The organism is Caballeronia pedi (assembly GCF_001544915.2).
GTDB lineage: Bacteria > Pseudomonadota > Gammaproteobacteria > Burkholderiales > Burkholderiaceae > Caballeronia > Caballeronia pedi.
The window spans coordinates 48,327-62,344 of record NZ_FCOE02000028.1 but is presented as its reverse complement, the minus strand read 5'-3'; the positions used below and the strand labels follow the sequence as shown (position 1 = coordinate 62,344).

The 14,018-nt window shown below is 62.1% G+C and carries 14 protein-coding genes; 6 read left to right on the top strand and 8 right to left on the bottom strand.

Annotated features, from left to right (window positions below; all coding sequences use genetic code 11):
• The first annotated feature begins 54 nt into the window (after nt 1-54).
• The 3 genes from AWB80_RS30340 to AWB80_RS30330 all read left to right on the top strand — a co-directional run bounded on the left by AWB80_RS30340 (nt 55) and on the right by AWB80_RS30330 (nt 2,772).
• Nucleotides 55-984, top strand: coding sequence for a LysR substrate-binding domain-containing protein (locus AWB80_RS30340; RefSeq protein WP_061178384.1), 930 nt, complete (start codon nt 55-57; stop codon nt 982-984).
• Nucleotides 985-1,219: 235 nt separating this feature from the next.
• Nucleotides 1,220-1,978: an IclR family transcriptional regulator gene (locus AWB80_RS30335; protein WP_244206810.1), complete on the top strand. Its 759-nt coding sequence runs from the start codon at nt 1,220-1,222 to the stop codon at nt 1,976-1,978.
• Entirely contained in the window at nt 1,975-2,772 is a 798-nt protein-coding gene (locus AWB80_RS30330; RefSeq protein ID WP_061178382.1) for an IclR family transcriptional regulator, read from the top strand. The genes AWB80_RS30335 and AWB80_RS30330 overlap by 4 nt, the downstream gene beginning before the upstream one ends.
• Nucleotides 2,773-2,829: 57 nt before the next feature.
• On the opposite strand, the gene AWB80_RS30325 is transcribed toward AWB80_RS30330, so the two are convergent.
• The 8 genes from AWB80_RS30325 to AWB80_RS30290 all read right to left on the bottom strand — a co-directional run bounded on the left by AWB80_RS30325 (nt 2,830) and on the right by AWB80_RS30290 (nt 9,896).
• Entirely contained in the window at nt 2,830-3,603 is a 774-nt protein-coding gene (locus AWB80_RS30325; protein ID WP_087131704.1) for an enoyl-CoA hydratase-related protein, read from the bottom strand.
• Nucleotides 3,604-3,616: 13 nt separating this feature from the next.
• Entirely contained in the window at nt 3,617-3,940 is a 324-nt protein-coding gene (locus tag AWB80_RS30320) for a carboxymuconolactone decarboxylase family protein (protein ID WP_061178381.1), read from the bottom strand.
• A gap of 11 nt (nt 3,941-3,951) precedes the next feature.
• Nucleotides 3,952-4,749 (bottom strand): nitroreductase family protein, encoded by a 798-nt coding sequence (locus tag AWB80_RS30315; protein ID WP_244206806.1) that lies wholly within the window; start codon nt 4,747-4,749, stop codon nt 3,952-3,954.
• 3 nt (nt 4,750-4,752) lie between these two features.
• Nucleotides 4,753-5,919, bottom strand: coding sequence for a CaiB/BaiF CoA transferase family protein (locus AWB80_RS30310; protein ID WP_061178379.1), 1,167 nt, complete (start codon nt 5,917-5,919; stop codon nt 4,753-4,755).
• A gap of 1 nt (nt 5,920) precedes the next feature.
• Nucleotides 5,921-7,159 carry a CaiB/BaiF CoA transferase family protein gene (locus AWB80_RS30305; protein WP_061178378.1) on the bottom strand — a complete coding sequence of 413 codons (1,239 nt, stop codon included), beginning with the start codon at nt 7,157-7,159 and terminating at the stop codon, nt 5,921-5,923.
• Between the two features lie 163 nt (nt 7,160-7,322).
• Nucleotides 7,323-8,489 carry an acyl-CoA dehydrogenase family protein gene (locus tag AWB80_RS30300; protein ID WP_061178377.1) on the bottom strand — a complete coding sequence of 389 codons (1,167 nt, stop codon included), beginning with the start codon at nt 8,487-8,489 and terminating at the stop codon, nt 7,323-7,325.
• Nucleotides 8,490-8,515: 26 nt separating this feature from the next.
• Nucleotides 8,516-8,977 (bottom strand): MaoC family dehydratase, encoded by a 462-nt coding sequence (locus tag AWB80_RS30295; RefSeq protein WP_061178376.1) that lies wholly within the window; start codon nt 8,975-8,977, stop codon nt 8,516-8,518.
• Between the two features lie 31 nt (nt 8,978-9,008).
• Nucleotides 9,009-9,896: an HpcH/HpaI aldolase/citrate lyase family protein gene (locus AWB80_RS30290; protein ID WP_061178375.1), complete on the bottom strand. Its 888-nt coding sequence runs from the start codon at nt 9,894-9,896 to the stop codon at nt 9,009-9,011.
• Between the two features lie 266 nt (nt 9,897-10,162).
• On the opposite strand from AWB80_RS30290, the gene AWB80_RS30285 reads away from it, so the two are divergent.
• The 3 genes from AWB80_RS30285 to AWB80_RS30275 all read left to right on the top strand — a co-directional run bounded on the left by AWB80_RS30285 (nt 10,163) and on the right by AWB80_RS30275 (nt 14,016).
• On the top strand, nt 10,163-11,551 hold the full coding sequence (locus AWB80_RS30285; protein WP_244206805.1) for an MFS transporter: 1,389 nt from the start codon (nt 10,163-10,165) through the stop codon (nt 11,549-11,551).
• Between the two features lie 120 nt (nt 11,552-11,671).
• On the top strand, nt 11,672-13,120 hold the full coding sequence (locus tag AWB80_RS30280; RefSeq protein ID WP_061178373.1) for an MmgE/PrpD family protein: 1,449 nt from the start codon (nt 11,672-11,674) through the stop codon (nt 13,118-13,120).
• A 2-nt stretch (nt 13,121-13,122) separates the two neighbouring features.
• Nucleotides 13,123-14,016, top strand: coding sequence for an alpha/beta fold hydrolase (locus tag AWB80_RS30275; RefSeq protein WP_061178372.1), 894 nt, complete (start codon nt 13,123-13,125; stop codon nt 14,014-14,016).
• The last annotated feature ends 2 nt before the right edge of the window (nt 14,017-14,018 follow it).

The window sequence follows — 14,018 nt, the reverse complement described above, 5'->3', positions numbered from 1 at the left end:
GAAAAATAGAAATAACTGATCGCACCATCATTTTTCGGCATCGAGGTATGTGTGATGGATCTCAAGCAACTGCGCGCCTTCGTCACCGTGGCCGAAACCGGCAACGTAACCCGGGCGTCCACCCTTCTCAACCTCGTGCAGCCCGCGGTATCCCGGCAACTGCGACTGCTCGAAGAGGACATGGGCACGGAGTTCTTCGACCGCAGCCGCCATGGCATGCAGCTCACGGCTTCGGGCAAAACCATGCTCGAATACGCTCGCCGCATCCTCGACGAAGTCGCGCGCGCCAAGGCAGAAATTCAGCCTGTCGAGGGGCCGGTTTCGGGCATCGTCAGTATCGGCCTGCTTGCCAGCACGTCGGACGTTCTGGCCACGCTGCTGGCAGGCGAAGTGGCGAAGCGTTACCCGCACATCCGTCTGCGACTGACCATCGGTTATGCGGGGCACCTTCAGGACTGGCTCCAGGCCGGCGATGTGGATGCCGCCTTGCTCTATGGGCAGAAGGAAACCTCCGCGCTGCACGTAAAGCCGCTGCTCGAGGAGAGTCTCTGGGCAGTGGCGGCGCCCTCGGCGATGCTGTCCCGCAAGCGACCGCTCACGCTCGCGCGCGTTGCACGCGAGCTTTTCATCCTCCCCGCCGCGCCACAGGGCTTGCGTGCCGTCATCGAGCACGCCGCGACCGAGGCTGGCGTGACACTGCAGGTGTTCGCCGAAACCAATGCGCTGAGCGTTCAGAAGGAACTGGTTGCACAAGGACACGGCTGGACCATCCTTCCGGCGGTGGGTGTCACGCAGGAGGTCGCGCGGCGAACCCTCAGCGCGGCCCCGCTGATCTCCCCTGCGCTCAAGCGAACCATCGTGCTGGCAGCGCCCGCCAGCCGACAAGCCACGGCGCCCGTGCGCTGCGTCGTCGAGGTGCTGCTGGACTGCGTCAAGTCCACATTCGAGAGCGGCCGCTGGCCCGATGCACGCTGGCTTGGTTAGGCAGCCTGGCGGCAGCGCGGATCGGCAATCTGCTGATCGATCCAAACCGATGCCCTCACCGCTCGTGAGCGACAGCCGGCTGGATCAGGTTAACCCCAATCGACTTCGGAGGCCATTTGCATTCTAATGAATGTTAGTTTGACGAGCCGGTTTTGTAGCGGGCAACGTTATGCAACATTCATGCTCAATCTCTGGTAGTTCGAGTTCGCAGCCCTCGGGGCAATCGCGCCCTGTGGTGACGCCATTTGCCCGCGCATTGGCCATCCTTTCATCTTTCACGCCAGCGGATCGTTGGCTGTGCAACCGTGAACTCGCCGTGCGCGCCGGGCTTCCCGCCTCTACGGTGACACGTCTGACTCGCACGCTGATCGCGCTGGGCTATCTGCGCTGCGATTCGAGCAGCAGACGTTTCTGTCTCAATCCTTCGGCGCTCGCTTTGGGATACCGCGCGGCGGCAGACATCGAAATCCGCGAAGCGGCGCATGACCGGATGCGCCTGTTTGCCGATCGCCATCAGGTACACGTGCAACTGAGCGTTCGCAACCGGCTGGACCTGGTCGTGATCGACGGTTGCTGCACGAACTCGATCCCCGCCGCGCTCCAGTTGGAAATCGGATCGAGATCGGGACTTGCTTCATCCGCGGCGGGCTGGGCCTTGCTCGCCAGCCTTCCGGACGCCGAGCGTGATTTTCTGTTCAAAAGCGCCGAGCTTCACCGCTCGTCCGACACGACCGAGACATGGAAGCACGTTCGCCGTCGTTCCGCGGATGCCATCGGGCAGGTGCGGGAAAGCGGCTTCTGTGTCGCGTTGGGAGAATCGGGCCGGCCCATGACCATGGTGTCCGCGCCGGTCCGGTTACCCGGCGAAGCTCCGCTGGCCGTGAGCTGCATGGGACCGTCGATGCTGCTCGGCCGGGCGCGGAGCATGCGTGAACTGGGACCTGCGCTTGTACGAATGGCTGGGGAAATCACACCGTCGAGCAGATTGCCATGAACACGCCACAGGGACATGCCGCCGATAGATCCACGCTGATGACGGTCGAGCGCGGACTGCACGTCCTGCGTGCGTTTCAGTCGGATCGTACACCGCTCACCAATGCCGAACTCGTCAGACGCACGGGACTCCCCAAAGCGACCGTGTCCAGATTGACATCTACGTTGCTGCAGGTGGGATTCTTGCGATCCGTCCCGGGCAGCCGCGGATTCGAACTATCGACGGGTGCATTGGCCATCGGTCACGCCTATCTCGGGTCTAACGCATTGCTGCAGGCGGCGCAGCCTCTTCTGCAGGAACTGGCTGATCGGCTCGATGTCTCGGTCGCGCTTGGTCTGCAGGATGGCCTGGACATGCTCTACGTCGACTATCGGGTGAGCCGCAAAGTGGCCACCTTGCGGCTCGGCGTCGGTTCGGTATTGCCTATGAGCACGACGTCCATCGGCAGGGCATATCTTTGGGGACTGCCTCAGGAAGAGCAGGCGCTACTGATAGAAGCACACAAGCGGCACGCGGGACCCCAGGGCGACGCATTGGGCGACGCCATTCACGCCTCGTTCCATGAGCTCGAAACCACCGGCACATGTGCCGTGATGGGCGGCTTCCAGCGCGGCACGTGGGGCGTTGCGCTGCCTGTACGCATCGGTCGCGAGGGCATTCTCCTGGGAATGAGCTGCGGGAAAGCCGACGTCGAGCTGGATCTGGAGTTCGAGCGCGACCGCATCGCGCCCGCATTGAAGGAAACGGCCGCGCTTCTGCAAGCGCAGCTCGCCGATTTCGATGGTGCGCTTTGATCCAATCGGGTTCGCCGGGCATACCGGACAGAACGTCATCAAACGTTCTCGTTCGATTCAGCTCCCCGTAGTGCCGGCAAAGCCCTGTACGCCCGCCTCCAGGGACGGCGACTGCGTGCGGTAGCGATGCTGCATCCAGCGCTCGTAGCGCAGGCCATCGGAGAGTGGCAGCTCCATCGCGCGGCGCGCCATCTGCTTCATGGACGCCAGCGCGAGTGCGTCGGCTTGGGCGATCTCCTGCGCCAGCTCGAGCGTGATGCTCTCCAGTTGCAGAGAGGGAGCAGCCAAGGCAGCCAGCCCCATGTCCGCAGCTTCACGTCCCGTCATGCGACGACCCGTGACGAGATAGTACATGGCACGCTGCAAGCGCAGCTTGCGCGGCAGCCGTTGAGAACTGCCGCCGCTCGGAAGAAGGCTGCGCCGAATATGCTCGTCGCCGAGTTCAGCCGCTTCATCGGCGATCATCACGTCGCAGGCCAGCGCCAGCTCGAAGCCTCCCGCGAGGGCATAGCCGTTGATGCTCGCCAACACGATCTGCGGTACGGACTCCAAGCGTTCATAGGTGTCCTGCATCAGATCCTGATGACGCATGTGCGCAGCGCGGTCAGCCAGCACGCCGCTCGCGAGCCATTTGAGGTCGTTGCCCGCGCAGAACGCCCGACCGCTGCCCCGTATCACCAGCACCTTGACTTGGCCGGCAGCCGAAGCACAGTCGCGCACCGCGTCGTTGAGACTCTGCAAGGTTGGACCATCGAGCGCGTTCATGCGCTCGGCGCGATTCAGCGTGAAGCGGCGCACCTGCGGCGCGGGGTGGTCAATCAGCAGTGACACGATGTTCCCCTTGTTATTCATTCGCGCCCAGCGCTTCTCTCGCGCGCACGGCGGCGCTGACCGCGTTGGGCCATCCGCCATAAAAGGCCAGGTGCGTAATGAGTTCGATCAGTTCCTCACGCGTGACGCCGTTCTCGATGGCGCGTCGGAAGTGCCCGCTCACCTGCTCGGTTTTTCCTGTGACGACGAGCGCGGCACAGGTGATGAGACTGCGATCGCGTTTCGACAGTCCCGGGCGTTCCCAGATCTGGCCGAACAGGACGTCGTCGGTCAGTTTCGCCAGACCGGGCGCGATGTCGCCCAGCAGTCGCCGGGCTGCAGTATTCGTGTCGCTCATGCGTGCATCGCTCAGGTGAAGCGCACCAGATCGTCTACGCCAGCGCGGGTGGTGCGAAACTGGTTGACCGGGTGTCCGGCCTGCGCAAAGCCGAACGAAATGCCGCAAATCATATGCTGTGTATCGGGGATACCGAAGTACTCGCGCACGAAGTGCGCGTGGCGAGCGAGCGCGCCCTGAGGCGTGGTGGCCACGCCATGTGCATAAGCCGCGAGCAGAAACGAGGAGACGAAGCCGCCTGCATCCACGAGCGCATAAGGACCCAGCTCCGCAGGCACCGTGATGATGGCCACGTGCGGCGCATCGAACATGCGGAAATTGCGGAATGCTTGCTGGGCGCTGCGTTCGGTATCCTTAGGGCCGATGCCGAGGGACGAATAAAGCGCGATGCCCGCCCCGCGCCGCCGCTCGCCGTAAATGCCCTTATAGCCCGGCGGAAATGGCAAATCGGACTCTGTTTCCGGATGGTTCTGCGCGCGCTCCATCAGCGCCTCGCGGAAGCGCTCCGTGCTCTCCAGGGTTTCAGTGATGACCAGTTTCCACGGTTGCACGTTGCACCAGGAAGCCGAGCGACTCGCCATGCCTACGATGCTGCGTATGAGGTCGGCATCCAGCGCCTTGTGTTCGTAGGCACGACACGTGGAGCGGCCGCGCGTGAGGCGATCCAGCGCGGTCAGATCGGAAGTATGCGATGTCATTTCGGTAAGCTCGTTGCCTGCTCCCTGTTCCCTGCCCTCAACGTGCGTTGGAACCGTGGAGCGAAGTTGCCCGGCGGTGCGCCGGCGGTTGATCGGGTTTGTATGCACCATGCCTCAGATGAAGGTCTCGTGCGCGCGCAAAGTTTCGATGCGTTCGTCCGGCAGCCACCCACGCAGCGCATCGACGGCGTTGTCGGTGCTCAATGCCGCTGGCGACTCGGGTCGCGCGGCGGGCGTTCGTGAAAAACGTGGGCCGGGCGCGGGGTGCGTCACTCCGTCCAGATCGATCAACGTTCCGCGCGCCTCGATGTGTGGATGACTCGATGCCTCGTCGAAGTCGAGCACCGGCGCAAGGCAGACGTCCAGTTGCCCGAAGCGCCGCGTCCACTCATCGCGCGACTGTTCCTTGAACTTCGCGGCAAGCACCGCTTTGGCTTGCGGCCATTGCGTGCGATCCATCTGCTTTTGAAGCAGCGGATGGTCCTGTAACTCGAGCTTTTCAAGCAAGAGCCTGTAGAACTTGCCCTCGATCGGCGCGACGCTCACGAACTTTCCATCGGCGCATTCATACACCTCGTAGAAGTGCGCGCCGGTATCGAGCAGATTGGTGCCACGTTCCTTGCCGAGCATGCCTGCCGCGTGAAGACCCATCGTCACCGTCATGATGGAGGCCACGCCGTCCACCATCGCGGCGTCCACGACCTGGCCCTTGCCGGAACCGCGCGCCTCGATGATGCCCGCGAGCAGTCCGAACGCCAGATACAACGCGCCGCCCGCATAGTCGCCGAGCACGTTGAGCGGCGGCGTGGGCGCCTGCCCCGCGCGCCCCATCGCATGCAAGGCTCCCGTGATCGAGATGTAGTTCAGATCGTGCCCGGCCACCTGCGAGAGCGGTCCGTCCTGCCCCCAGCCCGTCACACGGCCGTACACGAGACGCGGATTGCGCGTGAGACACGTGTCCGGCCCGAGACCCAGCCGTTCCATCACGCCGGGACGAAAGCCTTCGATCAGCGCGTCGGCCTGCGCAATCAACTCAAGCACCATCTCTACGGCGTCCGGGTCTTTCAGATCGACGCGGATGGACTTGCGATTGCGCAGCCCCAGATCGAACTGCGCAGGACGCGGCGCGCCGAGGCCCGAAGGCTCCTTGCGATCGACACGGATCACGGTCGCGCCGAGGTCTGCCAGAAACATCGCCGCCAGCGGCCCGGGACCGATGCCTGCGATCTCGACAACCCTGACGCCTGCAAGCGGGCCTCCACGGGAAGATGCGGCGAACATGTCAGATCACTCCTTCGTCGCGCAGTTGCCGCAGCCGATCGTCCGGCAGCTTCAGAAGATCACGATAAATCTCTTCATTCGATGCGCCGAGTTCCTGTGCCGGCTGGTCGAACTGCACCGGCGTTTGTGAGAAGCTGATGGGCAGTCCCATGCCTATGGCGTGGACATCGGAGAGACCCGGATGCTGCAGTTTGACCACGGCGCCGCGCTCCTGCAATTCCGGGTCCTTGAGCACGTCGAGCGGCGAGCGCACCGGGGCCGCGGGCACGCCGCGCTTTTCCTGCAACTCGCGGATGACCTCTTCCGTGCTGCGCTGCCGTGCCCACTCTTCGATCATGGCGTTGATCTCGGCCGCATGCTTCATGCGCGGACCACGCGTGGCGTAGCGCGGATCCTTGGCCAGCTCGGGTTTGCCCAAGGCTTCCATGAGGTTCTGGAACCAGTCGGGCTGGAAAGCGACCATGGCCACGTGACCATCGAGCGTCGCGTATACGCCGAACGGCACCAGGCGATCGTGGAAATTGCCCGAGCGCTTCGGATAACCGTTCGCGAGGAACACATCGAAGTGCTCCTCGGCCACCATCGACGACAGGCAGTCGAGCATCGAGACCTGTACTCGTTGCCCTTCACCCGTCTTGCCGCGATGAATGAGCGCGGCGAGGATGCCATTGACCGCATACAACGGCGCGACGAGATCGGCGATCGGCAGGCCCCATCGCGTGGGAGGGCCGTCGGCGACACCGGTCACGTCCATGATGCCGGACAGCGCCTGCACGATGATGTCCATCCCCTTGAGATTGGGGTAAGGGCTAGGCTCGCCAAAAGCCTTGATCGATGCGTAGATGATTTTAGGATTGGCCTTGCGCACGCTTTCGTAGTCCACGCCGAGGCGCGCGGTCGCGCCTTCGCTGGCGTTTTCAATGACGACGTCGCATTCCTTGACCAAATCCATGAAGAGAGCCAGGCCCTGCTCGGATTTCAGATCGAGCGTAATGCTTTTCTTGTTGCGTGCGCGATTCAGGATGGTTAGCGAAACCTCTTCCTCGCGCCTGACACCGAAGTGGATGCCTTCCTTGCCCACATAAGGCGGGTTGCTACGCGCGATATCGCTGCCGCCGGGCGATTCGACGCGAATGACTTCGGCGCCCAGACCACCGAGTAGCAGTGATCCATAGGGCCCGGCCAACGCCACGGTCAGATCGAGAACACGAATACCCTGCAGGGGTTTTGCAGCTGACATGCTTGTCTCCTAAACCCGCATGCAAGCGGAATCTGGCTTGTATACACCGGGACCGCCTGATACAGACTTCCGTTTGCCTGATTGGCGACCGATAACGGTTGGATTAACGGCTGCCGCCAAATTGTTCTTCTTCGTACGCCCGGGATGCCCCGAACCGCCGTGCCTAGTATGACTTGGGCAAGTCGAGCTTACGCTCCGCGATGTTCGACAGGATCAGTTGCGGGGTGACCGGCGCGATGTAGCCGATCCAGGCTTCGCGCATGAACCGCTCCACGTGATACTCCTTCGCGTAACCGAAGCCGCCATGCGTGAGGATCGACGTCTGGCACGCGTTCATGCAGGCCTCCGATGCCAGCAGCTTCGCGGCGTTCGCTTCGGAGCCGCAGGACAGACCCTTGTCGTACAGATCCGCGGCGGCAAAAATCATGTGATTTGCCGCTTCCAGCTCGGCCCAGTTGCGCGCGAGCGGATGTTGCACGCCCTGATTCTTGCCGATCGGCCGGCCGAACACCACGCGTTCCTTCGCATACTGCGTCGCCAGCTTGAGCACGGCGCGGCCGATCCCGATCTGCTCCGCCGCGACCAGCACGCGCTCGGCATTCATGCCATGGAAGATATAGCTCAGGCCCTTGCCTTCCTCACCGATCAGCGCGTCTTTCGACACCGGCAGGTTATCGATGAACAGTTCGTTCGTATCGACGGCCGCACGACCGAGTTTATCGATCTCCCGAATGTCGACGTAATCGCGGTCGAGCTTCGTGTAGAACAGGCTCAGTCCTTCGCTGTGCTTCTTCACCTGTTCGATCGGCGTGGTCCGCGCGAGGATCAAAATGTGATCGGCAACCTGTGCGGTCGAGATGAAAACCTTCTTGCCCGAAATCAGATAATTGCCATCGGCCTGCTTCTTCGCCGTCACCTTGAGCTTGGTGGTATCGAGGCCCGTGTCCGGTTCGGTCACTGCAAAGCACGCCTTGTTTTCGCCTCGCGCAAAAGGCGGCAGCCAGGCCTTTTTCTGCGCCTCCGTGCCGAAATGCACGACGGGCTGCAGGCCGAAGATATTCATGTGGATGGTGGACGCCGCCGCCTGTCCGCCGCACTCGGCGACCGCGCGCATGAAGAGCGCCGCTTCCGTCACGCCCAGATTCGCCCCGCCCACATCTTCCGGCATGCAGATGCCGAGCCACCCTCCGCTCGCGACGGCTTCAAAGAACTCGTGCGGAAATTCGTGGTTCTTGTCCTTGTTGCGCCAGTATTCGAGCGGGAAGTCAGTACAGATCTTCTGAGCTGCATCGACGATGGCGTGTTGATCGGCGCTGAGTTGGTAGTCCATGACCTAGTCCTTCTCCGAAGATGAAATCAAGCCTTGTCGGCGGGACGCAGCATCATCAGGCCGGTGCGAACAGCGGTGCATACGATCTCGTCGCGCTGGTTCCGGGCAATGTGTCTGAAGGTCACGATGCCCGAGTCCTTGCGGCTCTTCGACAGGCGCGTCTCGACGATCTCCGTCTCGACGCGGACCGTGTCGCCATGAAACGTAGGCTTGGGGAAAGCAATCTCGCCAAAGCCGAGATTGCCCAGCGTGGTGCCCAGTGTCGTTTCATACACGGTGATACCCGCCACCAGCGCCAGCAGGAACATGCTGTTCACCAGACGCTGACCGTACATGGTGTTCTTGCTGTATTCGGCATCGATATGCAGCGGCGCACAGTTGTACGTCATGGCCGAGAACAGGATGTTGTCGGTCTCGGTCACGGTGCGGCGGATGGCATGTTCGATGACCATGCCGGGCTTGAATTCTTCGAAGTAAAGGCCAGCCATGTTGTTTGTCTCCTGGGATTCTGGTCAGCAATCAGCCGTTGAACGACTGCGCGAGTTCGATGATTTCGCGCGCCGTCTTGGCATGCGCAATGTCGATGTGTTCGCCGTCGTAGAGGCACGATGCGCGGCCTTCGGCCTGGGCCTTGTCGAGCGCGTCGATCATCCCTTGATAGAACGCCACCTCTTCCTCGGCGGGGCTGTAGGTCTGATTGACGATCTCGACGTTGGAGGGATGCAGCACCAGTTCTCCGCTCATGCCCAGTTGCCTGTCGTTGGCCGCGGAGATCTTGAGTCCGTCGAGGTCGTGCACCTGTTGCCAGACGCCGCCGATCGGCAGTTTGCCCGCGGCGCGCGCGGCCATGACGATGCGTGATTTGAGGTACTGCGTCTCGCGACCGCCGAGTGACCAGACGGTCTTGAGCGCGCGGGCCACGTCGGCGTTCTTGGCCGTCGCGCCTACGATGGCGGGCACGCGCTCGTGCTGGGCGATCTCATAGGCCAGTTGCAGTGAGCGGGCCGTCTCCAGCAGCGGAATCACCTTCGTATGACCCACTTCCACGCCGGCGCGAAACTCGGCTTCGGCGAGCATCGATGAAACGGTGTGGATGTCTTCCGGCCCGCAGGGCTTGGAAATCACGATGCCTTCAACCACGGGGCTGACGATAGCCAGAATGTCTTCGAAATCGTACAGGTGTGCGCTGCGGTTGATGCGCACCCAGACGCGCTGCTTCTGCTCCGCCAGCCAGCCCAGTTTGGACTTCACGATCTCGCGCCCTTCGACTTTCTGCGCGGGCGGCACGCTGTCCTCCAGATCCAGGATCAGCGCATCGGCCCTGGAATTGATGGACTTTTCGATCCACGTCGGCTTGTTGCCCGGAACGAAGAGGAAGGAGCGTATGGGTTTCATCTGGGTGGTCATCCTGTCTCGGCCTGTAGAGAGTCTCGTCCTGCATCGTCAGGTTTTACCTAACGATTGGTAGTTAGTTTCCTCTTCACATCTGGAGGTGTCATTTGGGGTTTACACCGACATCGGACCGGATGCAGTCCTACGCACGAGCCGATAACAAGTAGACGCACCCGACTCATGGATAACACCCATGGAACACCGTTCAAACAATGCACAAACTACCTAACATTAATTAGGTACATTTGAATGCTCTTATCGGAGGAGAAATGAGAAACGCCATGAACGACATGCCGTCCGACGCCGCTGCTGCCAGCGCGCAAACGCCCTTGCATCTATCTCGCGATCACGTCATCCATGACAGCGGCCGCGCGTGGTATGTACTGGTGATGCTGACGCTCGCGTATTCCCTCGCCTACATCGATCGACAGCTTCTCAATCTGCTGGTCGAACCGATCAAGCGCTCGCTCGCCATCTCCGACACGCAACTGAGCCTGGTTCAGGGCTTCGCTTTCATTGCCGCCTATCTGGCTGCATCGCCGCTGTTCGGTCGGCTCGTCGATGTGACCAACCGGCGCAATCTTCTTCTCGTCTCCATCTGCCTGTGGTGTGTTTTCACTGCATTGTGCGGCACCGCGGATACGTATCGCGGGCTTTTCCTCGCCCGACTGGGCGTCGGCGCCAGCGAAGCGTGCGTATTCCCGCTCGCGCTCTCGATGATCGCCGACTGCTTTTCGGCGAAGAAGATGCCGCGCGCGATGAGCATCTTCATCCTCGGCCCGATGCTCGGCGGCGGGCTCTCGCTTGTCGCGGGCGGCTTTGTGATCGAATTCGCACGCGCTTTTCACGAGCACTTTCCGATCCTCACGCAGTTCCAGACCTGGCAACTCGCGTTCGTCATCATCGGGCTGCCCGGGATACTTTTCGCGCTGGTCGTATTGCTCACCATGCGCGAACCCGCACGTAGCAGCGTGATGAGCGCGCGCGAAGACGAGCGGCACTTCTCGACTGGCGCTTCGGCCAGCTATCTTTGGCAGCGCCGCGCGTTCTACGCGAGGATTTTGCTGGGCGTCGGCATGCTTGCGATCGTCGTGCTCGGCATGCCCGCATGGATGCCCTCCTATCTGATTCGCACGCATGGCATGCCGGCTTCGCTGGTCGGGTTCCGCTTCGGCGGGCTGGTTGTGGTCTTTGGCATTGCCGGCGCGCTGACCGGTCCCTGGGTTGCACGTCAATTGGAGAAACGTGGCTATGAGGATGCTCCGCTGCGCACCGCCGCGATCGCCATGATTCCGATGATGCTCTGTTGCGCGAGCATTCCATTCGTACCGGGAACGACTGGTGCGCTAGCCGCGGCAGCTGGCATCGTGTTCTTCTTCAGTCTGCCCACCGGCTGCATGGCCGCTGCATTGCAACTCGTCGCGCCAAGTCGCATGCGTGGCACCGTCGGCGCCATTTATTCGTTCGTCGCTCAACTGGTTGGATTCGGTGCAGGCCCGACGCTGATTGCACTCTTGACCGATCGTGTATTCCAGAATCCGAAGATGGTCGGACATTCGATCGCTATCGTGTGCGCGATTGCGTCTGCGATCGCGGCGACGCTGCTTCTGACCGCGTTGCCGCATTACAGGCGCTTGCTGGCTGAAGAGCGCGCGGCACAGGTGAAGTAAGTCTCAATTTCCGTTGCCCTTTCAGCGATGCGTTCCCTCGCTGTCGACACCGGCCGGACGCGTCTCGGATTCGCCGAACATGATTCCGCAGCTGCCGACAACGTTTCAGGAGATTCCAGCATGGCCGACAGTCTCATTCAGCAGTTGGGCACGTTCGCATCGAACGTCCGATTCGACCATCTGCCCACAGCCGTCGTTGAAGAATGCAAACGCCTCCTGCTCGACTCGATCGGCTGCGCGGTGGCCGCGATCGAACAGCCCAAGGGGCGGATCGGCATCGACTACGCTCGCATGATGGGCGGCAACGGCGACGCGACCGTCATCGGAACCGACGAACGAACATCGATTTTCGGCGCGGCGTTCGCCAACGGCGAACTGATCAACGCGCTCGACATGGACGCCGTCGTGCCGCCTGGTCACGTCACGCCTTATGTGCTGCCGGGCGCGCTCGCCGTCGGTGAAGCGCGATGCGTAACGGGCAAGGCGCTTGTAGAGGCGATAGCGGTTTCGCACGAAATGTCGTATCGGCTCGGCAAGGCGATGGATTATCTGCGAGACACGAAGGATGGCAAGGTGTCGCCGCCGCCGGTCTACGGTTATAGCAGCACCGTATTCGGCGCGACGGCGGCGATCGTCAAGCTCAAGGCGCTGCCGGCGACGGTGGTTGCGAACGCGCTCGGCATCGCCGGAAGCATCTCGCCGGTGAATTCGCAAGTTGCGTGGTTTCAGCACGCGCCCAGTTCGACGATCAAGTACCTGCTCGCAGGCGCGCTGACGCAATCAGCGATGACCGCCGCTCACATGGCGGAGCTTGGCCACCGTGGCGATCTACAGATCCTGGACGACCGGGAATTCGGCTTTCCGCGCTTCATCGGCACACGTCGTTGGGAGCCCGAGTGCATCACCGCGGAACTCGGTGAAGCCTGGCGGTTTATTACGGAACAGGCGTATAAACCCTACCCTCACTGCCGGATCCTCCATGCATTGCTCGACGCGCTCATCGAAATCGTCGAATCGAACGATATCGAGCCGCACGAGATCGAGAGCATCAAGGCTTGGGTCGAAGGCTTCGTCGAACAACCAGTATGGCTCAATCGCGATATCGGCCACGTTCACGACGCGCAGTTCAGCATCGCGCACGGGCTTGCGCTCGGTGCACATCGCGTCCCGCCTGGAAAGGCGTGGCAGGACCCCGAGCTCGTGTTCGGCGCGTCTGTGATGAGACTGATGGATCGCGTCACGCACGAAGTGCATCCGGATTACGTGGAGCTGTTGACGAGTCATGCCGCCAGCCGTCCCGCTAATATCGAGGTTCGCGCGCGCGGCCGGACGTTCGCCGGAGAGCGTCGCTATCCCAAAGGCAGTCCGTCGCCGGAACCGTCCAGCTACATGAGCAACGATGAACTTGTCGGCAAGTTTCGCCGCAACACGGAAGACGTGTTGTCCTCCGCGCGTATCGACGACATCATCGAGCGCGTCTTCAGCCTCGAAAAGCTCGAAAATGTTGCGACCCTGTTGAGCTTGCTCCGCCCCGGCAAGAATGGAGCGCTTACACGGGTTTCGGCTTGAACATGATCACGACGTTTTCGATGAGCGCGGAGAAACCCTTGCATGGCGCATCCGCGCAGACCCAAGTGTGGACCGGCGCGGATGGCAACCGTCTGGCCGGGACCGCGTGGGGCAATCCGGCAGGCGTACCGGTGATCTTGCTGCACAGCAGCGGCCAAACCCGTCATGCGTGGAGTGACACCGCGCGAGCGCTGGCGAAAGCGGGCTTTCATGCGATCACATTCGACGCGAGGGGACACGGCGACTCAGACTGGTCCCCAATCTGCAATTACAGCCAAGGGGCGATGGTGCGCGATCTCGAAGCCATCGCTGCGCAACTCGATGTGCGGCGCCCCGTACTCGTCGGCGCAGGTATGGGGGGCAATACGAGCTTGCTCGCGGTCGGCGAACGCTATCTGGAAGCGCACGCGCTCGTGCTGGTCAACTTCGCGCCGCACATTGAGCCACCCGCCGTGACCCGATTACAGACGTTCATGCGGCAACATTCGCGAGGTTTTGCAGCGCTCGACGAACTGATCGACGCGTTTCGGCAAGCCGTTCCGACAGGTGCGCGCCTGTCCAAGCGGGAAGCGTTGATGCAAAGCGTGCGCTGCTGCGACGACGGGAAGTATCGCTGGCACTGGGATCCGGCATTCGCGGCGTGGCCGCACGACCTTTCACGCCGCCAGTCGCGTCTTGCCGCGAGCGCGCGCAACGTGCGCCCCCCGACACTGCTCGTGCGCGGCGCGCGTTCAGAGGTCGTCAGTGAAGCAGGCGCGCGCGCATTTCTTGATTTTTGTCCGCACGCCGAATATGCAGACGTGCGAAATGCTGGCCACACGATCGCCGCCGAAAGCAACAACGCGTTTGGCGAAGCGATCCTGGCTTTCCTGCTGCGCCATGCGCACGGGAGATGAAT